The sequence below is a fragment of the Micromonospora sp. NPDC052213 genome (genome assembly GCF_040679695.1).
Classification (GTDB): domain Bacteria; phylum Actinomycetota; class Actinomycetes; order Mycobacteriales; family Micromonosporaceae; genus Micromonospora.
The window spans coordinates 1-21253 of the sequence record NZ_JBFAVI010000121.1 but is presented as its reverse complement, the minus strand read 5'-3'; the positions used below and the strand labels follow the sequence as shown (position 1 = coordinate 21253).

Sequence of the window (21253 nt, the reverse complement as noted above, 5' to 3'; positions counted from 1 at the left end):
CAGGGCGGGGGCACGCCGCTGGACGGGGCGGCCACCGACCAGACCAGCAGGCGGCGGCCCGCGGCGAGCGGCACCCGGGCGGGCGCCCAGGCCGACGCCTCGTCCCGGCCCGCGCCGGCGGTGGCGATGCCCGTGCCGGCCAGCGCGTCGAGGGTGTCGGTGAGGCCGACCTCGCCGAAGTCGAGGGTGTGGTTGTTGGCCAGCGCGCAGACGTCGAGCCGGGCCGCGGCGAGGCAGGGCAGGTTCGCCGGGTGCATCCGGTAGTGGATCGCCTTGGCCGGATCGTGTGCGCCCCGGCCGGTCACCGCGGTCTCCAGGTTGACCACCCGCGCGTCCGGCCGGAGCGCGTCGAGCAGGTCGAGCGCCTCGCCCCACGGCCAGGCCGGTGGCGCCGGGCGCGGCAGCGGGCCGCTGGCGGCCTCGGCCAGGCCGACGTAGCCGCGCGCGTCCCGGACGGCGGGTTCGCGCAGCTCGGGCGGGCCCGGTGCGGGCAGGATCGCGTCCACGCCCCGGCCGGTCATCACGTCGCCGCCGAGGAAGAGGGTCACGTCGGGCATCCCACCCGCCTTCCCCGCCGGGCCCTGCACTCACCTGCCACCGGCCCGCGATCGGCGGCCGGCGGCGGACGTTCCTCACCGGTACCTGAGCAGCCGGTGTCGCGGGACTCAGGAGCGTCGGCCGGTGGGGATGATCTTCCACGCGGTCAGGGCGGCCAGGACGAGCAGGGCCGCGGCGACGAGCGAGGTGATCTGCATGCCGTGGGCGAAGGCGTCGCGGGCGGCGGCCAGGATCAGGCTGCCCTGCTCGCCGGCGCCGACCAGCGCCGGCGTGCCGGCGGCCAGCGACTCGGTGACGGCCTCGCGGGTCGAGTCGCCGAGTGCGGACAGGTCGGGCAGGCCGGCGCGGTACAGCACGGTGTGCAGGGTGCCGAGCAGGGCGATGCCCAGCGCGACGCCCAGCTCGTAGGACATCTCCGAGATCGCCGAGGCGGCGCCGGCGCGTTCGTGGGGCACCGTGCTCAGGATCGCGTCGGTGGAGGCGGTGAACGCGATCCCGATGCCCAGCCCGACCACGACCAGCCCCACGGCCAGGCCGCTGTATCCGGTGGCGCCCTCGGCCACTGCCAGCACCCCCAGCCCCGCCGCGGTCACCAGCAGGGAGGCGGCGAGGGCGCGGCCCACGCCGAGCCGGGTGATGACGCGGACGGCGACGACGGCCACGGCGATGGAGGCCAGGGTGGCGGGCAGCTCCCGTAGCCCGGCCTGCAGGGGCGAGTAGCCGCGGACCAGCTGCAGGTACTGCGAGAAGAAGAACAGCAGCCCGCTGAAGGCGAAGATCGCGACCAGCGAGGCGAGGACGGTGCCGGTGAACGCGCGCCGGGCGAAGAGGGTGACGTCCACCAGCGGCGTGCGCAGGGTGCGCTGGCGGCGCACGAACACCACGGCGGCGCCCACGCCGAGCGCGGCGGCGAGCAGGCCGGCCGGGTCGACGCCGGTCTTGGCGATGTGCTTGACCGCCCACACCGGCGGCACGATCGCGGCGACCGACAGCGCGGCGCCGAGCAGGTCGAAGCGTCCGGGGTCGGGGTTGCGCGACTCGGGCACCAGCCGCGCGACGCTGACCAGCACCAACAGCATGATCGGCAGGTTGATGACGAACACCGACCCCCACCAGTAGTGCTCCAGCAGGGCGCCGCCGACCAGCGGGCCCAGGGCCGCGCCACCGGCGGCGCCGGCCGACCACACCGCGATGGCGCGGGTGCGCTGGGCCGGGTCGGTGAACAGGTTGCGCACGAGCGACAGGGTCGAGGGCATCAACGTCGCGCCCGCCACGCCGAGCAGGACGCGGGCGGCGATCAGCCAGCCCGCGGTCGGCGCAAAGGCCGCCAGCAGCGAGGCGGCGCCGAAACCGGTGACCCCGAACAGCAGCAGCCGCTTGCGGCCGATGCGGTCGGCCAGGGTGCCCGCGCTGATCAGCAGGCCGGCCAGGGCGAAGGAGTAGACGTCACCGATCCACAGCACCTCGGCAGAGGTGGCGCCCAGGTCGGCGGTCAGGGCCGGCATCGCCAGCGCCAGCACGGTGCCGTCGACGGCCAGGAGGGTCACCGCCAGGGTCAGCGCCGCCAGCGCGGCCCACTGCCGGGCTCCGGCGCGGGCCGGGCGCGCGGGTGTTGCCTGCCCGGTGGGAGTGGTGCCGACCGGCGGCGAGGGCATGGCGGACGTCATGTCCCCACGTTACCGACCATTTGGTCTGCTGAGCAAACCGAATGGGCGGCTCGTAGGATCGGCACAGCGGCGACGACCGGTTCGCCGCCGGGACGAGCAGGGAGACGTGGTGCGAGGTCGAGAACGCGACACGGCCAGGACCCGCAGGGTGGTGCTGGACGCCGCGGCGAAGGTCGTCGGCACGCACGGGTCCGGCGCCAGCGTGGACGCAATCGCCCGGCAGGCCGGGGTCTCCAAGGGCGGCCTGCTGCATCACTTCCGCTCCCGCGACCAGTTGCTCCTCGCCCTGGCCGAGGACCTCGCCGAGCAGTTCGCCGCCGCGGTGCACGCGGCGGTCGACCCGCGGGACCACGCTCCCGGGCGCCTGGTGCGCGGCTACGTCAACGCCACCTTCGACGACCTGATCGACGGAACCAGTGCCCCCGAGCAGGTCGTGCTGGCCGCCACCCTGTCCACCGTCCCCGGCGTCGCCGAGGTGCTGCAACGCGACAAGCAACGCTGGAACGAGGCGTTCGACGCCGACGGGCTGCACCCGCAACGAGCCCTGCTCATCGTCCGCGCCGCGGACGGGGTGGCGACCGCGGGCCTGTACGAGGGCGGCACCGATCCCGAGGAACTGCGACGCACGCGGCAACTGCTGCTGGCCCTCAGCCGCCAGGAAGGGCCGCTCGCAGACCTGTGAGCCGGACCACCGCCGCACCGGTTCCCGCCGGCACCAGGTGGCCGAGCACGCCCGCCTTGGCGGCGGACGGCCTGCACCACGACGTCGTCGAGGCGCCCGGGACGGGCGGGCCTGTCCGCCCCGGGCCGGGCCGTCAGCCCGCCTCCGCGACCGCCTGCCGGTCCCTGGCGGGCGGGACAGCGCCCCCGGGCGGGGCGTGGTCGCCGGCCGCCACGGCGGCCTCCGTTCCCGCCGTGGACCAGAAGTCGACGAGCAGGCGGTGGAACTCCTCGGCGCACTCGATCTGCGGCATGTGCCCGCAGTCCCGGAACAGGTGGGTGCGGGCCCTGGGCAGCCGCGCCCGGGCGGCGGCGAGATGCGACGCCGGGAGGATCAGATCCCGGTCGCCCCAGACGACGAAGGTGGGGATGTCCAGCCGCTCCACCTCCGACAGCAACTCCTCCCGCCACTGCGCGCTCACGCCCCGGAACGTGCCGAGGTGGTGGGCGGTCTCCAGCATCACCCGGGCCGTGTACGGCAGGCGGGCGACCTCCAGGGCGTACGCGACGCGCTCGGCGGTGGCGAAGGCCGGGTCGTGGAACAGGGACAGCTCGGCGCGACGGGCGGACCACCGGCGGGGCCGCAGCAGCAGCCGGCCCAGCGGGCGCAGCGCGAGCAGGCGCAGCGCGATGGTCACCTCCCGGCCGAAGCCGGCGCTGTTGACCAGCGTCAGGCTGGCCACCCTGGCCGGCTCGGACGCCGCGAGGCGCATGGCGATCGCGCCGCCGAGGGAGTTGCCGACCACGTGCGCGGGTTGGTCGACGCCGACGGCGTCGAGGTAGCGGCCGACGAACCCGGCCAGCGCCGGCAGGGTGCAGGGCTGCGCCATCGGCAGCGAGCCGCCGTAGCCGGGCAGGTCGACGCTGTGCACCCGGAACCGGTCGGCGAGCAGCTCGTGCAGCTCGGTGAAGTCGCGCAGGGAGCGGCCGATGCCGTGCAGCAGCACCACCGGGGGCCCGTCGCCGTCGACGCGGTGGCACACCCGCCGGCCGTCGACGGTGACGTGCCGGGGCCGGCGCGCGGCCGGGGCGGTCACGCCGGCTCCCCGGCCGGGTCGGCCACGGGGGCCGCCTCGGGTCGCCGTTGCGCCGGGACGGGCGGCGTGGCCGTGGCGCGGCGTGCGGAACCGCCCGCCACCCGGTCGAGCCCGAAGGCCAGGACCCGGTGGTACGACGCCGGCGCCACCCGGGCCAGCAGGTCGGGCAGCTTCGCCGACCAGCCGATCAGCACCCGGCCCCGGCGGCGTTCCACCCCGCGCAGGATCATCTCGGCGGCCTTGGCGGGGTCGATGGTGAGCAGCCGCTCGAACTGCCGGCGGCCCGTCTCGAACTCCTCGGCGGAGACGCCGCTGCCCACCCGGGCGTTCTGCGCGATCCGGGTGCGGATGCCGCCCGGGTGCACGGAGGTCACCCCGATCCCGTCGTCGGCCAGCTCGTGGCGCAGCGCCTCCGTGAAGCCGCGGACGGCGAACTTGCTGGCCGAGTAGGCGGCCTGCCCGGCCGGGGCGATGACCCCGAAGATGCTGGAGACGTTGACCAGGTGCGCGCCGGGCTCCGCCCGCAGCGTGGACAGCAGGGCGTGGGTCAGCTGCACCACGGCCCGGAAGTTGACGTCGACGACCCAGCTGAACTCGTCGAGGGTCACCTGGTCGAACCGGCCGCCCAGCGCCACCCCGGCGTTGTTGACCAGCAGCCGGATCGCCGGATGCCGCTGCCGGACCTCCTCGGCCACCCGCGCCGTCGCGGCGGCGTCCGCCAGGTCGACCAGGTAGGTGGTGACCTGCCGGTCGGGGTGCGCGGCGCGCACGGCCGCGGCCACGGCGTCGAGCCGCCCGGCGTCGCGGTCGAGCAGCACCAGGTCGCTGCCCCGGCGGGCCAGCCCGTGGGCGAGGGCCTCGCCGATCCCGCTGGCGGCGCCCGTGACGACTGCCGTGCCGCCCGTGAAGACGAACCTACGCACGGACGGTCCTCCTTTCCGGTGTGCCGGCGGGGGAGAACCGCACGCCGGAGTCGGTGAGTCGGCCGTGCCGCATCAGCAGCACGTCCCGGGGGTAGTTCTGGTACAGCCGCCACGGCGCCCGGTCGCCCTGCTTCGGCAGGGCGTCGACGCTGCGCAGCACGTACCCGGCCGTCAGGTCGATTATGGGCCGCAACTCGCCGTCGGGGGGCGGCAGCGGGGTGACGACCTGCTGGCCGGTGCGGTCCAGGTGCCGCAGCAGCCGGCAGACGTAGGTGGCCACCAGGTCGGCCTTGAGCGTCCACGAGGCGTTGGTGTAGCCGATGGTCATCGCGAAGTTCGGCACCCCGGAGAGCATCATGCCCTTGTAGGCGACGGTGCCGGCCAGGTCGACCTCGACGCCGTCCACGGCCAGGGTCATGCCGCCGAGGGCGAGCAGGTTGAGCCCGGTGGCGGTGACCACGACGTCGGCCGCCAGCTCCGCGCCGGAGGAGAGCCGGACGCCCCGCTCGGTGAAGGTGTCGACGGTGTCGGTGACCACCGACGCCCGGCCCCTCGTCACCGCGGTGAACAGGTCGCCGTCGGGAACCACGCACAGCCGCTGGTCCCACGGGTCGTAGCGGGGCGAGAAGTGCCGGTCGACGTCGTAGCCGGCCGGCAGCCGGCCCCGGGCGGCGCGCAGCAGCAGCTTCCTCACCAGGGCGGGGGCGCGCCGGCTGAGCTGGAAGTTGGCGGTGGCGAGCAGGACGTTCTTCCAGCGCACCACCGGATACGCGGCCTTCGCCGGCAGCCAGCGCCGCAGCGCGTCGGCGACGACGTCGCGCGAGGGCAGCGCCATGACGTACGTGGGTGAGCGCTGGAGCATGGTCACGTGGGCGGCGCGCTCGGCCAGCGCGGGCACCAGGGTCACCGCCGTGGCGCCGCTGCCGATCACCACCACCCGCTTGCCGGCGTGGTCGAGGTCCTCGGGCCAGTGCTGCGGGTGCACGATCCGCCCCGCGTACCGCTCGGTGCCGGGGAACTGCGGGGCGTAGCCGGCGTCGTAGCGGTAGTAGCCCGAGCAGGTGAACAGGAACGAGCAGGTCAGCTCGACCGTCTCGGCGGTGTCGTCGCGGTGGGCGTGCACCGTCCAGCGGGCCCGCCCGCTGTCCCACTCGGCGCGCACGACGCGGTGCCGGAAGCGGATGTGGTCGGTGACGCCGTGCTCCTGCGCGGTCCGGCGGACGTAGTCGCGGATGGCGTCGCCGTCGGCGATGGCCTTCGGGTCCGTCCACGGCCGGAACGAGTAGCCGAGGGTGAACATGTCGGAGTCGGAGCGGACGCCGGGGTAGCGGAACAGGTCCCAGGTGCCGCCGATCGCGTCGCGGGCCTCCAGCACCGCGTACGTCTTGTCCGGACAGTGGCGGCGCAGGTGGCAGGCGGCGCCGACGCCGGACAGGCCGGCACCGACGACGAGCACGTCGACGTGGTCCGTGGCCATCTCGTCTCCCGTCCGCGGATGTGACACCGGACACTAGCCACGGCCGTCGACGCCAGTCAACACCCTGTCGAGTCCCGTCGACACCGTGTCGATCCGGTGTAGAGTCAGCGGCCATGACGCCCGCCCGTACGGCAGCCGGGAGCGCCACCGCGCGCGGACGTCGCGGGGCGCGGTCGGCGGGGGACGAACGCGAGTCGGCCATCCTGGCCACCGCCGAGCGGCTGCTGCGGCAGCGGGCCGTCGCCGACGTCTCCGTCGACGACCTGGCGCGGGGCGCGGGCATCTCCCGGCCCACCTTCTACTTCTATTTCCCCTCCAAGGACGCGGTGCTGCTGACGCTGCTGGACCGGGTCACCGAGGAGGCCGACGCCGCGGCCGGCGACGTGCTGGAGCGGCTGGCCGAGGATCCGCGGGCACGGTGGCGGGAGCTGATCGACCGGTTCCACGAGACGTTCGGCGCCCACCGGGCGGTGGTGCTGGCCTGCGCGCAGGTGCGCGGCACCAACGCCGAGGTGCGCCGGCTGTGGGCGAGCGTGCTGGAACGCTGGGTGCAGGCGATCGAGACCGCGATCGAGGCCGAGCGCCGCCGCGGCGCGGCCCCCGACGGCGTGCCGGCCCGCGACCTGGCCATCGCGCTCAACTCGATGAACGAGCGCGTCTGGTACGCCACGTTCGCCGGCGACGGGCCGGCCGTGGCCGAGCGGGACGTGGTCGACGTGCTGCTCGACGTCTGGCTGGCCGCGATCTACCGCACCACCGCTCCCCCGCCGACCTGACCCCGCCGGGCGGCTTCCGCCCAGGTGGTCGAGCGCGACGTCCGATTGCCGCCAGCATCGGCCGGATGGCGGGCGCAGAGTCGTGGGCGGGGCCGCCGCCGTGGTCCCGCCCACGATGAAAGGCGGAAGTGTGCACGTGGTTCCCGGTCTGAAGGTGCTCTACTTCGGAACTCCGGTGGTCCTGGTCAGCTCGCGCAACCCGGACGGCACGGCGAATCTCGCGCCGATGTCGTCGGCGTGGTGGCTGGGGCAGCACGCCATGCTCGGGCTCGGCGACAGCGGCCGGACCACCGCCAACCTGCTGCGCGAACGCGAGTGCGTGCTCAACCTGCCGTCCTCGGCGATGGTCGACGCGGTCGACCGGATCGCGCTCACCACGGGCCGGCCGGACGTGCCGGCGCACAAGCTGCGCCAGGGCTACCGGTACGAGCCGGACAAGTTCGCCGTGGCCGGGCTGACCGCGCAGCCCTCGGAGCTGGTCCGGGCACCCCGGGTCGCGGAGTGCCCGGTCCAGCTGGAGTGCCGGGTGATCGCGGCCCACCCCTTCGCCGGGGCCGGCGTACGGGCCACCGCCTTCCAGGTCGAGGTGCTGCGCGCGTACGTCGAGGAGGAACTGGTCATCCCCGGGACGAGCCACGTGGACCCGCTGCGCTGGGACCCGCTGATCATGAAGTTCTGCGAGTTCTTCGGCGGCGGGCACAACGTGCACCCGTCCCGGCTCGCCGCGGGCTGGGAGATGCCCCACCGGCTCGGCGTCGCCGCCGGTTGAGCCCGCCGGGCCCGGTCAGCCGCCCGGCCTCCGGGTGAAGTCCATCGTCCAGTTAATCTCCCAGGTGCGCCCGCCGTCGGTGGAGAACGCCTGCTCCCAGCGGCAGGAGGTCGCGGTGACCCCCGACCAGACGAACCGGCACCGGATCGGCCGGCCCTCGTCGACGTCGTCGGCGAAGAACGTGCCGACGCCGCCGGTGAACCGGCCCACCACCGGCGGCAGCTCCAGCACCCCGTGCCGGCTGTTCAGCCAGTAGATCGACCAGGTGCCGGCGGCCGGGTCGAGGATCCGCACGGTGGCCCCGGAGAAGCCCCGGGTGGGAAAGGTGATCTCGTCGAAGCTGCCGGCGCCGCCGAAGAAACTGCCGGCCACGGAGACGCCGGGAAACTCGTCCCAGTCGTCGCTGCCGACGTGCCGCTCGCGCAGGCGCCGGTTGGCCACGTCCCAGGTGCCGACGAGGAAGTCGAAGTCACCCATCAGCGGCCCACCGGCCCCTCGGCGCGGGTGTCGGCGAGCCAGCCGGCGAGGTCCGGGCGCTCCGGCGCCAGCACGTGCCGGGCCCAGGCGGCCCGCTCGTGTTCCAGCACGCCCAGCTCCCAGACGCAGCCCGCCCACGGGCGGGTTAGGTCGACGAAGCGGGTGGGGTCGTCGTCCGGGCAGTCCAGGGCGGGCTGGCCGGCCGCCGCGACGCGCACCTCGACCACGTTGTCCCAGACCCAGCTGTACGCCAGCAGGTACGCCCCCGTGTCGGCGCCCCGGTGCAGCACCACCCAGCCCGCCGACGGGGTGTCGTCGCCGTCGCGGGCCGGCAGCAGGCGGGGCAGCACCGCGTACGCGGCCCGTTCCACCTCCGGCTCGATCCGCCGTTCCGGTTGGTCGACGTGGTAGCGCTTGAGTTGACGGCCGGCGACCGTGAGAGGTCCCGGCACCCGCAGTTCCTTGTCGCGAAATGCCATGCCGGGACGGTACGGACACTTCACTGACAGCTAGTGTCAGCGGAGTGCGGGCCAGTCGACTCCTCTCCCTGCTGATGCTGCTCCAGGCTCACGGGCGAATGACCGCGGCGCAGCTCGCCGAGCGGCTGGAGGTGTCCACCCGCACCGTCTACCGGGACGTCGAGTCGCTGCACGCGGCCGGCATCCCGCTCTACGGCGAGGCGGGGCACGCCGGCGGCTACCAGCTCGTCGAGGGCTGGCGTACGCGGCTGACCGGGCTGACCGCGCAGGAGGCGGAGCGACTCTTCCTCGCCGGCCTGCCCGGGCCCGCCGCGGAGCTGGGTTACGGGGCGGCGGTGGCCGCGCTCCAGCTCAAGCTGCACGCCGCGCTCCCGCCCGAGCTGGCCGACCGGGCCGCGCGGATCCAGGAACGGTTCCACCTGGACACCCCCAACTGGTACGCCGACGGCGACGCCTCGCCGCACCTGCCGGAGGTGGCCGAGGCGGTCTGGCGGCAGCGGCGGATCGCGGTGCGCTACCGCAGCTGGGCCGGGGAGGTCGACCGGGTGCTGGAGCCCTACGGGCTGGTCCTCAAGGGCGGCCGGTGGTACGCGGTCGCCGCCCGACGCGGCCGGGACGAGCCGGCCACCTACCGCGTCAACCAGGTCCTGTCGCTGACCACGCTGGACGAGGGGTTCGCCCGGCCGGCCGGGTTCGACCTGCCCGCCTGGTGGCGGGCGCACGTGGTGCGGTTCCGGGCCCACCTGCACCGCGACGACGCCACGGTCCGGCTCTCCGCACGGGGCCGGGAGCGGCTCGGGGAGATCGGAAGCGAGCTGGTGGTGGCGTCCGTGGACGCCACCGCCGGGCCACCCGACGAGGCCGGCTGGGTGACGGCCGTCATCCCGATCGAGTCGCTCACCCACGCGCACGGCGACCTGCTGCGGCTCGGCGCGGACGTGGAGGTGCTGGCCCCGGCCGCGCTGCGCGAGCGGCTCGCCGCCACCGCCGCCGACCTCGCCGCCCTCTACGCCCCGCGCCCCGTGCCCGAGGTGTCGTCGCCCTCCTGACCTTCCGACCGTCCGGCGGCCTGACAACGGCCCGGCGAGGGGCCCGCCGCGACGGCAATCCGACACCCTGCGGCGATCCTTCGACCACTCGGCGTATTGCCTGCCGGTCGGTGGAGTCGTTGAGTGGGCAGGGGAAGGCTTCGGCCGCCGCGTCAGCAGGCCCGGGAGGCGATCGTGGGGCTCATCCAGATCGAGGGCACGGCCGAGGTGCTGCGCGGGCTGCGCGGCATGGCCGGGCTCGACCTGATCGACCCGAGCGCCGCGTCACTGGGCGCGGACCGCTACCGCATCTCGGCGTACGCGCCGGAGGAGCTGATCCCCGAGCTGGAGGCGCGCGGCGCCCAGGTGCGGGTGATGATGTCGTCCGGCCAGTTCGACGACTTCCATGCCGAGGTCGCGCAGCACCTCGCCCCGCCACCGGAGGCGTCGGCCCCGCCGGAGAGCACCGGGGAGCGCTGAGGTGCCCCCGCCGTATCCGGACATCACCGCGCCGCTGCGCGCGCAGGAGATCGAGGACGCGCTCGCCGACCTCGCCGCGAGCTTCCCCGCGCTGTGCACCCGGACGGTCTTCCCGACGAAGACGGCCAGGGATCGGACGCACAGCTACGTCAGGATCGCCAACGGCAGCGGCCCGAACCGGCCGGCGGCGCTGGTCGTCGGCGGGGTACACGCCCGCGAGTGGGCGCCGCCCGACGCGCTGGTCACCCTCGCCCGCAACCTGCTGGTGTCGTACACGTCGGGCACCGACATCGTCTTTCCGGCGATGACCGTCACCCCGCTGGTCGGCGCCCCGGTCCGCTACCGCGCCTGGCGGATCCCGGCGGCCGACGTCAACGACATCGTCACGAAGCTCGACCTCTACATCCTGCCGCTGCTCAACCCCGACGGGCGGGAGCACGACCTGACCCACCTCAGCGAGCCGGGCTGGCGCAAGAACCGCAGCCCGCAGGCGGGCGGTGAGATCGGCGTCGACCTGAACCGCAACTTCGACATCATCTGGCGTTTCGAGGACTACTACGACGTGGCGCTCTACCGCGCCCGGTACGGCTCCGACCCGGCCTCCACGTCGCCGGCCGACGACACCTACCGCGGCCCGTCGGCGCATTCCGAGGTGGAGACCCGCCACCTGGAGTCCCTGCTGGACACCCTGCCGATCCACTACTACGCGGACGTGCACATGTTCGGCCGCAACATCCTCTACTCCTGGGGGCTGGAGGAGGACGGCGACGATCCGGCGATGAACTGGCGGGCGCCCGCCTTCGCCGGGACCCGGGACGGGCTGATCGCCGGGGATCCGGCGCTGCCAGCGGGCCGGACCGACTACAAGGAATATCTCCCCGACGACCCGCCGCACCGGATCCGCTCGCGGGCACGGATGATCGCCACGGCGATGCACGACGAGATCCTCCGGTCGGCCGGGGTGGATCCCGCCGCTCCCGTCTCCACGACCCAGCGCGCCCACTCCGAATACACGGTCGGGCAGAGCGCGTTCCTCTACCTTCCGGTCGGCGGCGGGCCGAACTCCGGGTGCAGCGACGACTACGCGTGCAGCCGGCAGTTCGCGCTGCCGAACCGGCAGCCGATCTTCGCGTACACCCTCGAGACGGGACACGCCGAGGAGCAGGGCTTCCACTGCAACTACGCCAACCCGCCCGGCCACTTTCGCAAGATCAACCGTGAGATCCACGCGGCGGTGACGGCACTGCTCAGGGTCGCGGCGAGGTCCCCGCTGCCCGCCTCCGGGGGAGGCGGGGGCGGCTGCCTCATCGCCACCGCCGCGCTGGGGCACCCCGGCCATCCCGACGTGCGCTACCTGCGGCACCTGCGCGACGAGCGGCTGCGGGCCACGCCGCGCGGCGCGCGGGCCGCCGACGCGCTGGACCGGGTCTACTACAGCTTCAGCCCGGCCGTGGCCCGGCTGCTGCGGCGGCACCGCCGGGCGCGCACGGCCGTGCGGGTCGGGCTGATCCGACCGCTCGTCGCCGCCCTGCGCCTGCTCCTCGGGCCCGAGCGGGCACCCACGCCGAGTCGGAGCGCATCCGCCGGCGGATCACCCCCGGGCTGGACCGCATCCGCCGCCGGGTCACCGCCGGAGCGGGCCGGTCGCACCGCCGAGCCGCCGCCGGGCGGGCGGCGCGGCGGCACCGGGACGGGGGGTGGGCACTGATGGCCGGGACCGCCGAGCAGCTCGCCGTCGAACTGGCCCGGCTCTTCGACCCGGTCACCGAGCGGCTGGCCGCCGGGCAACTGGTCGACCTCTTCGCCGAGCTGGGCCTGCCGCTGCCCGGCCCGGTCGCGGGCGCGCCCGGGGTGGTCGCCGCCGCCGGCGCCGCCGGCACCGCCCTGGCCGCCCTCCCGCCGGCGGTCACCGCGCTGGTCGACGCGATCGCCGACGACGACAGCGCCGCGGTCGCCGCCGCCCTGGGCGACCTGCTGCCGCTGATCGTCGACGCCGTCGACGCCGTCCGGGCCCTGGCCGGCGCGGTGCAGTCCGCGTACGCCGGGGGCGGTGCGGTCAGCACACCGTTGGCCGCGATCCTCGCCGACCTGCCGCGACGCCTGGTCGACTGGACCGCCGCCAGCTACCTGCTGGACCGTCGGCCGGCGCTCGGCCGCGCCCTCGCCCTGTTCGGGCTGGTCGACAACGTCGCCGTGCCCGCCGACGGGGACCGGCCCGCCTACCTGCGGCGCGGGCTCCGACTGGACCGGCTCGGGGTGCTGCTCGACGACCCGGCCGCCGCGCTGCGCCAGGTGTACGGCTGGGGCGAGCCCACCCTGGACGCCGCGCTGCTGCTCGCCCGGCTGCGCGACTGGCTGACCGCCGTCGGTGTGCCGGCGGTGGTGCTGGCCGGGCCCGGCGGCCGGCCCGAGCTGGCCGCGTTCCTGTTCCGGCTGCACGCCGTGGCGGGACTGCCCCCGGGCACGCCCACCCCGCTGGAGCTGACCCTCGACGTGTTCGACTTCGGCGGGCTGGACATCCCCCTGCCGATCGGCGACGCCTGGGCGGTACGCCTGCGTGGCCAGGGCAGCCTCGACCTCGGCGCCGCCCTGCGCGTCGAACCGCCCGCCACGCTGCGCCCGCAGGCCCCCGCTCCCGGGGTCGCCGGGGAGCTGACCGTGTCGGTGGAGCGGCTGCCCGCCGGCCCCGGGCCGATGGTGCTCTTCGGCGAGGCCGACGGCACCCGGCTCACGGCCACCGCCGTCCGGGCCGCCGTCGGCGCCGCGTTCACCGCCGACGGGGGCGGGGTGAGCGCCCGGCTGATCGTCGACGCCGAGGTCGCCGCGGGCCGCCTGGTGATCGCCTTCGGCGGCGCCGACGGCTTCCTGTCCAGCGTGCTGCCGGCCACCCTGGAGGTCGACTTCGACCTCGGGCTGCACTGGGACCCGGTGGACGGGCTGACCCTGCGCGGCGGCGCCGGCCTGGTGCTCGCCGTACCCCTGGCGGTGCGCCTGGGCCCGCTGCGCCTGGACCGGCTCGACCTGGCCCTGCGCCCCGGCGCGGCCGGCATCACCCTGGAGGTCCGCCTCACCGGCGGCATCGACCTCGGGCCGTTCGCGGCGAGCGTGGCCGGCATCGGCGTCGGCGCCGACCTGGCCGTCCGCGACGGCAACCTCGGCCCGGTCGACCTGACCTTCCGCTTCCTGCCGCCCACCGGGCTCGGCATGGTCGTGAACGCCGGGCCGGTCACCGGCGGCGGCTTCATCGGCTTCGACGAGCCGGCCGGCCGCTACTCGGGCGTCCTCGCGCTCAAGCTCGGCGTGGTCGGGGTGGAGGCGGTCGGCCTGCTCGACACCCGGCTGCCCGGCGGCGCGCCCGGCTACGCGCTGCTGATCCTGCTGCGGGCCAGCTTCCCGCCGATCCAGCTCGGCTTCGGCTTCGCACTCTCCTCCGTCGGCGGGCTGCTCGCGCTGAACCGGCAGACCGACGTGGACGCGCTGCGTGCCCGGATGGCCTCCGGCACCGTCGGGCGGATCCTGGCCCCGGAGGACCCGGTCCGCAACGCCCCGGTGCTCCTGGCCGACCTGGCCGCGGTCTTCCCGCCCACGCCCGGCGTGATCGTGGTCGGGCCGACGCTGCAACTGTCCTGGGCGGAGCTGGTCCGCTTCGACATCGGCGTGTTCATCGAGCTGCCCGGCCCGCGCAAGATCGTGATCCTCGGATCGGCGCGCGCGGGCATCGAGAACCCGTCGGGCGGTCGGCCCTACCTCCAGATCCGGCTGGACATCCTGGGCGTGGTCGACTTCGCGCAGCAACTGGTCGCCTTCGACGCGGTCCTGATCGACAGCCACCTGCTGGAGATCCTCGAACTGACCGGCGGCGCGGCGTTCCGGCTCAGCTACGGCGCCGAGCCGTACGTGGTGCTGACCGTCGGCGGCTTCCACCCGGCGTACAACCCGGCGCCCCTGGTCTTCCCCGCCAGCCTGACCCGGATCGCGATGACCCGCGGCGAGCCCGACGACCTGCTCTACTTCCGCTTCGAGGGCTACTTCGCGGTCACCACGAACACGCTGCAGTTCGGCGCGGCCGTCGAGGTCATCGTCAACCTGGGGCCGTTCAACATCCGGGGCTTCCTCGGCTTCGACGCGCTGATCCGGTTCCAGCCGTTCCACTTCGACTTCGCCATCCACGCCTCGGTGCGGGTGCGCTGGCGCAGCCGCACCCTGGCCGGGCTGGACCTCACGGGCAGCATCTCCGGCCCCGGCCCGGTGGTCTTCCACGGCAGGGTCACCCTGGAGATCCTGTTCTTCGAGATCACCTTCGAGGAGACCATCACCCTCGGCTCCTCCACGCCGCCGGCCGTCACGCCGGTCGCCTCGGCCGTGGCCGAGCTCGCCGGGGAACTCGCCGACCCGGCCAACCTGCGCAGCACCGGCGCGACCGACGCCGCCGTGGTCGTCGAGCCGGCCCGCACCGCCGCGCTGCCCGTGGTCTCGCCGCTGGGCCAGGCCGTCTGGACCCAGGAACGCGCCCCGTTGGACCTGCTGCTGCAACGCTTCGAGGGCGCGCCGCTGACCCGGCCGGAGACGGTCACCGCCACCGGCCCGCAGGTCACCGGCACCGAGGTCGACTGGTTCGCGCCGGGCGGCTTCGCCGACCTCACCGACGCCGACGCGCTGAACCGGCGCGCCTTCGAACGGCTCACCGCCGGCGTCCGCCTGGGCGGCGAGGGCGCCGACGCCGGGCCGTCCACGCTGCTCACCGTCACCGTCAAGCAGATCCGGCTGCCGGCGCCGCCGGTGCTGCTCACCGCCCTCGCGTTGCCCCGGTGGCTGCTCGCCGCGACGGCCGGCCGCACCGGTCGGCCCGAACGCGACCCGGTCACCCCGGCGATGGGCGTGCGGGACGAGACCTGGGCCGTGCACGGCGCCGGGGGCGCGGTGACCACCGGGCTGTCCCAGGCGCAGGCGCACCAGCTGGCCACCGTGGGCGGCGCCGGGGCCGCCGTCGCGGCGACCGACCCCGTGCCGGCGATGAGCTTCTAGAGGGGCGGCGAGGATGGCCGACGAACAGCTCACCTTCCACGGATGGTCGCGGGAGCGGATCGCCGCGCTGGCCACCGGCGTGCAGGACGGGCGGCCCCGGGTCGAGACGGCCGTCACCCTCACCGGCACCGACGCCGCCGGCGCGACCACCACGGCCGCCACCGGCACGGTACGGTTCCTGCTCGCCGGCCCGGCCGACGTGGTCCGCCTCGCCCCCGGGGCGATAACCCGCCGCTACCCGACGCCCGGCGCCGTCGACCACGAGTCGGACCGCTGCCCGCACGTGGAGTTCGCCGACGCGACCCTGCCGTGGCGGTACACCCCGGCGCCCCGCCCGGCCGCCGGCACCGGCGCGCAGCATCCCTGGCTGGTGCTGGTCGTCGGGCTGGACGGCGACGAGCTGACCCTCGCCGGGGACCAGGTGACGCTCAGCCCGGCCGTGCAGGCGCTGCACCCGCTGGGCACCGGCGCGACGGCGTACCGGTGGGCGCACCTGCAGGTGGACAGCGCCGGGAGGCGGATCGCCCGGCTGCTTTCCGGTCGGCCCCTCACCCCGGGCACCGACTACGTCGCGGCGCTGGTGCCGGCGTACGACCCGGCGGGGCAGCCGCGGTGGACGGGCACCGGTCCGGCCACCGTGCCCTGCTACGACACCTGGCGGTTCCGCACCGCCACCCCGGCGGGAAGCTTCGAGGACCTGGCCGCCGCGCTGCGCCCCGGCGCCGCCGAGCCGGAGACCGGCCGGGCGCCGCTGGACTACCCTCGGGTGCCCACCGCCGGCGACCTGGCGGTACGCGGCGCGCTCGCCCCGCTCGGCGGCACCGACGCGGCGCTGCCCGGCGAGGTCCACGACGACCTGGACGCGCTGCGCACCCCGGCGCGGGACGACCGGGGCCGGCCGATCGTCGGGCTGCCCCGCTACGGCGAGGCGTGGCGGGCCGGTGCCCCGGAGGAGACCACCTGGGGCGGCAGCCTGAACACCGACCCCCGGGACCGGGGGGTGGCCGGGCTCGGGCTGGAGCTGGGCATCCGCCTCCAGGAGGAACTGGCCGCCGAGGCCCGCGCCCACCAGGGCGCGCTCGCCGAGGCACGGCAGCGGATCCGGGACCTGGTGCTCGGCCTGCACGCCGCGGGCGGGCTGTGGCGGCGGCGGACGCCCGCCGACGCGTACGAGCGGCTCTGGCTGCTCGGGCCGGCGCTGGGCCGCGTGGTCACCCCGGACGGGACGGTGGCCGCGCTCGCCACCGCCGCGGACCGGCCGCTGCCGGCGGGGCTGTTCTCCGGCGCGGCCCGGCGGATCCTGCGCGCCGGGCCGGCGCGCACCGCGCTTACCGCCGCCGGCGCGGTGCCGGCGGGCGAGGTGCTCAAGGCCGCCAACCGGTGCCCGCGCCCGCCGCGCCCGGGCGCCGACGGACTCCCGCTGGACGACCTCGGCATCGACCTTGACGACCTGGAGGAACGTCGACGTCGGGCGGCGGAGACCGGGGAGGTGGACCTGCACGCCGCCGCCGGGCGGGCGAAGGAGTTGGCCGAGGCCGCCCACCCGAAGCTGCGCGACCTGGCGCACGCGGTGGCGGAGCGGCTCGCCCGGGCGGCGCACGCCGGGTCACCGGCGCCGTGGGCCGAGGCCCTCGCCCTGCTGGCCGCCGCCGCGACCGTCGACGACCGCGCCGAGCGGGAGCTGGAGCGACTCGCCGCCGCCCTGCAGGAGCTGCTGGAACGCTGGCCGAAGCCGGCCGGCGAGGACGACCTGCCGGCGCTGCTGGACGGGCTGGCCGAGCCGGAGCCGGTGGAACCGCCGTGCCGCCCGGTCGACCTGGACGCTCTGGCCGCCGGGGTGGCCGCCGCGTTCGACCCGACCGGCCCCGGCGCCGCCGCCCGGGTACGGGTGCTGTCCACCATCGACGGTCTGGACCCGGCGCAGCCGCTCGCCCCGCCGGAGGTCTGCGTCGGGCTGGACCGACCGGTCTGGGCCGACCTGCGCGACGCCTTCGACGAGTGGCTGCTGCCCGGGGTGGGCGCGCTGCCGGAGAACTCGGTGATCGCGGTGGAGACCAACCCCCGCTTCGTCGACGCCCTGCTGACCGGCCTGAACACCCAACTCCTCGGCGAGCTGCGGTGGCGCAACATCCCGGTGGCCACCGGCTGCACCCCGCTGCGGGTGTTCTGGAGCAGGGCCGACACCGGCACCGGCGCCCGCGTCGACGACATCACCGGCATCGGGAACTGGCCGGACGACAGCGGCCTGGGCACCCCGGCGCACCGCCCGGCCGGCGCCTCGGGCCGGGACCTGGTCGTGGTGATCAAGGGGCGACTGTTCCTCCGCTATCCGGCCACCGTGGTGTATCTGGTCACCGCCGAGCACGCCGGCACGGTCGACTTCGGACAGGACCCGCCGGCCGGGGCGGTCCGGGTGCTGCCCAGCTTCCAGGGGCGCATCGGCACCGACGTGACCTTCTTCGGCTTCCAGGGGTTCGACCCGGCGGACGTGCTGCGGCACTGGCTGGTCTTCGAGGAACCCCCGGCCGGCTACCGCTTCGCCAACGACGCCTCGACCTCCCCGGTGCCGGAGACCTGGGCGCGGAGCAGCTTCGCCCGCCCGGTGCGGGTGCTCATCCGCGGCGACCACCTCGACCCGGAAGGACCGTGATGGCGGAACCAGTCGTCGGCGTGCTGCTGCCGGTGCGGATCGAGACCCGGTTCTCCCCCGGCCTGCTGCGCCTGCTGGTGGTGCCGGACGAGCCCTGGTTCGCCCGGCACGACCCGCGGGTGTCGCCGGGCGAGGTCGACGCGGTGCGGCGTTATCTCGACGCCGGGGGCGGCGAGGTCGCCTGGCGCGAGCTGACCGTCCACGTCGGCGGGGCACGGGCGGTCTGGCTGGTCCGGACGCTGGCCGTCACCGCCCCCGACGGCACCACCGCGCTGCGGCCGGTCGGCGCGGACGAGCTGCGCACCGAGCCGGCCTTCCCCCGGATCGAGGAGTTCCCGGACACGCTGCACGTCTGGCTGGCCCGCGGCGGCGGCCCGCCGGCGCAGGTGTTGACCCTCACCGTCGACCGGGGCCGGCTCGCGGTCGACTTCCCCGACCCGGACGCCCCGGCGGACCGGCGGTGGTGGGAGAACTGGGACGAGGCCGTCGAGGCGGGCCTGGCCGGGAAGGTGCCGCTGGACGGCGACCCGTCCGACATCGACGCGCTCTACGTCACCGGTCTCGGCGACGGCGACCCGGGCGCGCTGTTCGGCAGCCACCGCGACGAGGGGCGGCTGTCCCTGCTGGCCCCCGGCTCGGCGACGAACACGGTGGACGGCGCGCCCGCCGCGCCCGTCACCGGGGACCCGGCGGCCTGGTGGGGGGTGCTCACCGGTGCGCCCACCGACACCGACCGGCTGGTCTCCGCCACGCTCACCGGCGACCCGGGGCTGCTCGGCGCCCTGCCCGGCACGTCCGAGCCGCACCGGCGCTGGGCGGGCGCGGCGGTGGCCGGGCTCTGGCCGGCGCTGTGGGGTTTCGCCGGGGCGGACGTGTGGGCGCTGCCGACCGGCGCCGCCGCCGAGTGGGCGCCCGGCGCGTTGCTGCCCGAGGGGCCGTTCCCGACGCTGCGCGTCGGCCCCCAGCCATACGGGCTGCTGCCGGCCACGGTGCTGCGCCGGTGGGTGCCCGAGCCGAAGGACCCGCCGGTCGAGGCGGGCCTGGTCGAGCCGCTGTCCCACCTGCGCGCCGAGTACGCCGCCGCCGCCGAGCAGCGGGGCACAGTGGTCGGGGCGTCCACCGAGGAGCTGCTCGACCTGATCGCTCAGGTGCCGACCTCGCCGCTGTTCCGGCACCGCCGGGCCTGGCCGCTGGAGCTGTGGTGGCTGGTGCTGCTCCTGCTCGGCTACGGCGCGTCCTGGTCCGACCTGGACGCCGCCTGGCGGCGCCGGCACCCCGACGCCGAGCGGCTGGGTCTGGCGCCGCACCGCCGCTACGGGGCCACGGGCGCGCCCCGCCGGCTGGAGATCCCGCTCGTGACGCCGGACGGCCTGCCCGCCGGCACCGGCGTCGCCGACGTGCTGAAGCGGCTGGTGGAGGTCGCGGAGGAGCAGCCGTGGGCGTACGCGAACCGCGCGACCCTGGAGAAGGAACTGCTCAGGGAGTACCCGCTGGACAGCCTGCTGCTGCGGCTCGCCGTCCGGTCGTTGCAGGTGGCGATCGGCGACGTGGGGCGGGCGCTGGCCGGCGAGGCCCCGCCCGGCCCGGAGCCGGTGGCCCGGGACGCCGCCACCGCCGGCCGGCTCCAGGGCTGGATCGCCGACACCCCCACCGCCGCGCTGCACGGGCCCACCCCGCAGGCCCGCGCCTACGAGCGGGTGGTCGACGGGCTGCTCGCGCTCGGCGAGATCGAGCCGCCCCGGTTGGAACGGCTGCTGCGCGCCACCGTGGACACCGCCGCGTACCGGGTCGACCCGTGGCTGCTGGGGCCGCCCACCCGGCGGCTGCACGACCTGGTGGAACAGCAGGCGGCCAAGCCCCGGCTCGGGGCGTACGGCTGGGTGGACCGGCCCCGGCCGGGCGCCCCCGGGCCCACGGCCGCCGGTCTGATCCACGCGCCGTCGGCCGGGCAGGGTCTCGCCGCCACGGTGCTGCGGGACCGGGCGGTCAGCGACCCGTCGCCCCGCTGGGACCTGGACCTCACGTCCCGGTCGGTCCGCGACGCCGACCGGATCGCCGAACACGTCCGGGTCGGCGCGCACCTGGCCGAGGCCCTCGGCCGCGAGGTGGAGCGGGTGGTGGGCACGCCGGCCGACGTGGAGCGGCTGCGCCGGGACTTCCCCGTCCGCACCGAGCACGCCGGTCGGCGGGTCTGCGACGGGCTGGCCGTGCTGACCGCCCCGCCGGGCGACCTCGGGCTGGACCCGGACCGCCTGGCCGGCCTGGACCGGCTGCGCGTCGCCATGGACGCCTACGGGGACCTGCTGGTCGCCGAGGCCGTGCACCACGTCACCGAGGGCCGGGCCGAGGTGGCCGGGGCGGCGCTCGACGCCGCCGCCGGGTTGACCCGTCCGCCGCGGCTGGGGCTGCTGCGCACCCCCCGCGAGGGGCGGGCGGTGGGCACCGGCGTGGTCGTCGTCCTGCCGCACGTCGCCGACGCGGCACTGCCGGCCGACCCGACCGACCGGGCCACCCTCGCCCCGGCGGCCCTGGCCGACCCGGCGACCGCCGCGTTCCTGGCCACCCAGGTCGGCCCCGACTGGACGTTCGAGGTCGCCGCCGGTGGGCTCGTCGCCACCGTCACCCTCGACGCGTTGGGGCTCGGGCCGGCGGACGCGCTGGCCCTGGCGCGCACCGACCTGGAGCGCCTCGCCGTCGCCGCCGGTGCCGCCGCGCTCGGCGCGGAGCCGGCCGCGGCCACGCTGACCGGCGGCGACGGCGCCGCCCGCTACGAGGCCGCCGCGCGGCTGGTCGCCCTGATCGGCCGCCACCCGGCCGACCCGGACGCGACGGCCGAGCGGCCGGACTCCGCCGACCCGCCCGCCGCCGCGCACGCCGACCTGCTGGCCCGCTACGCCCGGGTCCGGGACACGGCGGCGGCCCTGGCCGCCCGGCTCGCCGCCGAGCTGGCGCTGACCGCGGGCGACGGGGGCATCGGCGGCGCCGACCCGGCGGTGCTGGCCCGCCTGGTCACCGCCGCCCGCGCCTGGGGCCTCGCCCCCGACCCGGCGCCGACGGAGGCGTCGGGCGCGGAGGCCGCGCAGCGGCGGCTGGTGGCGCAGGCCGTCCGGGTGCGGGTGCTGCTCGACGCGCGGCTCGACGCCGCCGCCGACACCGCGCCGGCCGGCCCGGGGAGGGCGACCCCGGG

The 21253-nt window shown here is 76.3% G+C and carries 15 protein-coding genes and 1 pseudogene; 9 read left to right on the top strand and 7 right to left on the bottom strand.

What is annotated here, in order from left to right:
* Positions 1 to 557 (bottom strand): CapA family protein (locus AB0L34_RS24250; protein ID WP_363706809.1); only part of this gene is annotated, 557 nt, incomplete at its 3' end.
* 108 nt (positions 558 to 665) lie between these two features.
* On the bottom strand, positions 666 to 2225 hold the full coding sequence (locus AB0L34_RS24245) for an MFS transporter (RefSeq protein WP_363706807.1): 1560 nt from the start codon (positions 2223 to 2225) through the stop codon (positions 666 to 668).
* Positions 2226 to 2334: 109 nt separating this feature from the next.
* On the opposite strand from AB0L34_RS24245, the gene AB0L34_RS24240 reads away from it, so the two are divergent.
* Positions 2335 to 2907 (top strand): TetR/AcrR family transcriptional regulator, encoded by a 573-nt coding sequence (locus AB0L34_RS24240; protein WP_363706805.1) that lies wholly within the window; start codon positions 2335 to 2337, stop codon positions 2905 to 2907.
* Positions 2908 to 3040: 133 nt separating this feature from the next.
* Here the strand turns inward: AB0L34_RS24240 and AB0L34_RS24235 are convergent, their stop codons facing one another.
* Genes AB0L34_RS24235 through AB0L34_RS24225 form a run of 3 tightly spaced genes read right to left on the bottom strand, consistent with a single transcriptional unit; the run spans position 3041 to position 6382 of the window.
* Complete coding sequence (locus AB0L34_RS24235) at positions 3041 to 3982, bottom strand: alpha/beta fold hydrolase (RefSeq protein ID WP_363706803.1); 942 nt, start codon at positions 3980 to 3982, stop codon at positions 3041 to 3043.
* Entirely contained in the window at positions 3979 to 4905 is a 927-nt protein-coding gene (locus AB0L34_RS24230) for an SDR family oxidoreductase (RefSeq protein WP_363706801.1), read from the bottom strand. Before AB0L34_RS24230 ends, AB0L34_RS24235 begins: the two co-directional genes overlap by 4 nt.
* Positions 4898 to 6382: an NAD(P)/FAD-dependent oxidoreductase gene (locus tag AB0L34_RS24225; RefSeq protein WP_363706799.1), complete on the bottom strand. Its 1485-nt coding sequence runs from the start codon at positions 6380 to 6382 to the stop codon at positions 4898 to 4900. The genes AB0L34_RS24230 and AB0L34_RS24225 overlap by 8 nt, the downstream gene beginning before the upstream one ends.
* Before the next feature lie 113 nt (positions 6383 to 6495).
* Here AB0L34_RS24225 and AB0L34_RS24220 point away from each other — a divergent pair, with 113 nt between their 5' ends.
* Positions 6496 to 7158 carry a TetR/AcrR family transcriptional regulator gene (locus AB0L34_RS24220; RefSeq protein WP_363706797.1) on the top strand — a complete coding sequence of 221 codons (663 nt, stop codon included), beginning with the start codon at positions 6496 to 6498 and terminating at the stop codon, positions 7156 to 7158.
* 115 nt (positions 7159 to 7273) lie between these two features.
* On the top strand, positions 7274 to 7927 hold the full coding sequence (locus tag AB0L34_RS24215) for a flavin reductase family protein (protein WP_363706795.1): 654 nt from the start codon (positions 7274 to 7276) through the stop codon (positions 7925 to 7927).
* A 15-nt stretch (positions 7928 to 7942) separates the two neighbouring features.
* On the opposite strand, the gene AB0L34_RS24210 is transcribed toward AB0L34_RS24215, so the two are convergent.
* Both AB0L34_RS24210 and AB0L34_RS24205 read right to left on the bottom strand, forming a co-directional pair.
* The gene (locus AB0L34_RS24210) at positions 7943 to 8404 is read right to left on the bottom strand and encodes a hypothetical protein (RefSeq protein WP_363706793.1); all 462 of its coding nucleotides are present in this window, start codon (positions 8402 to 8404) and stop codon (positions 7943 to 7945) included.
* Positions 8404 to 8883: a hypothetical protein gene (locus AB0L34_RS24205; protein ID WP_363706791.1), complete on the bottom strand. Its 480-nt coding sequence runs from the start codon at positions 8881 to 8883 to the stop codon at positions 8404 to 8406. The genes AB0L34_RS24210 and AB0L34_RS24205 overlap by 1 nt, the downstream gene beginning before the upstream one ends.
* Positions 8884 to 8927: 44 nt before the next feature.
* On the opposite strand from AB0L34_RS24205, the gene AB0L34_RS24200 reads away from it, so the two are divergent.
* The 6 genes and pseudogenes from AB0L34_RS24200 to AB0L34_RS24175 all read left to right on the top strand — a co-directional run.
* Positions 8928 to 9932 carry a WYL domain-containing protein gene (locus AB0L34_RS24200; RefSeq protein WP_363706790.1) on the top strand — a complete coding sequence of 335 codons (1005 nt, stop codon included), beginning with the start codon at positions 8928 to 8930 and terminating at the stop codon, positions 9930 to 9932.
* 174 nt (positions 9933 to 10106) lie between these two features.
* A complete protein-coding gene (locus AB0L34_RS24195) occupies positions 10107 to 10391 on the top strand; it encodes a hypothetical protein (protein WP_363706788.1) in 285 nt (94 codons plus the stop codon).
* A 1-nt stretch (position 10392) separates the two neighbouring features.
* Entirely contained in the window at positions 10393 to 12099 is a 1707-nt protein-coding gene (locus AB0L34_RS24190) for a M14 family zinc carboxypeptidase (protein WP_363706786.1), read from the top strand.
* Entirely contained in the window at positions 12099 to 15416 is a 3318-nt protein-coding gene (locus AB0L34_RS24185; protein ID WP_363706784.1) for a DUF6603 domain-containing protein, read from the top strand. The genes AB0L34_RS24190 and AB0L34_RS24185 overlap by 1 nt, the downstream gene beginning before the upstream one ends.
* 13 nt (positions 15417 to 15429) lie before the next feature.
* Positions 15430 to 18066: a hypothetical protein gene (locus AB0L34_RS24180; RefSeq protein WP_363706782.1), complete on the top strand. Its 2637-nt coding sequence runs from the start codon at positions 15430 to 15432 to the stop codon at positions 18064 to 18066.
* Positions 18066 to 21253 (top strand): annotated as a pseudogene (locus tag AB0L34_RS24175) (hypothetical protein); the annotation flags it as partial. The gene AB0L34_RS24180 and the pseudogene AB0L34_RS24175, both read left to right, overlap by 1 nt.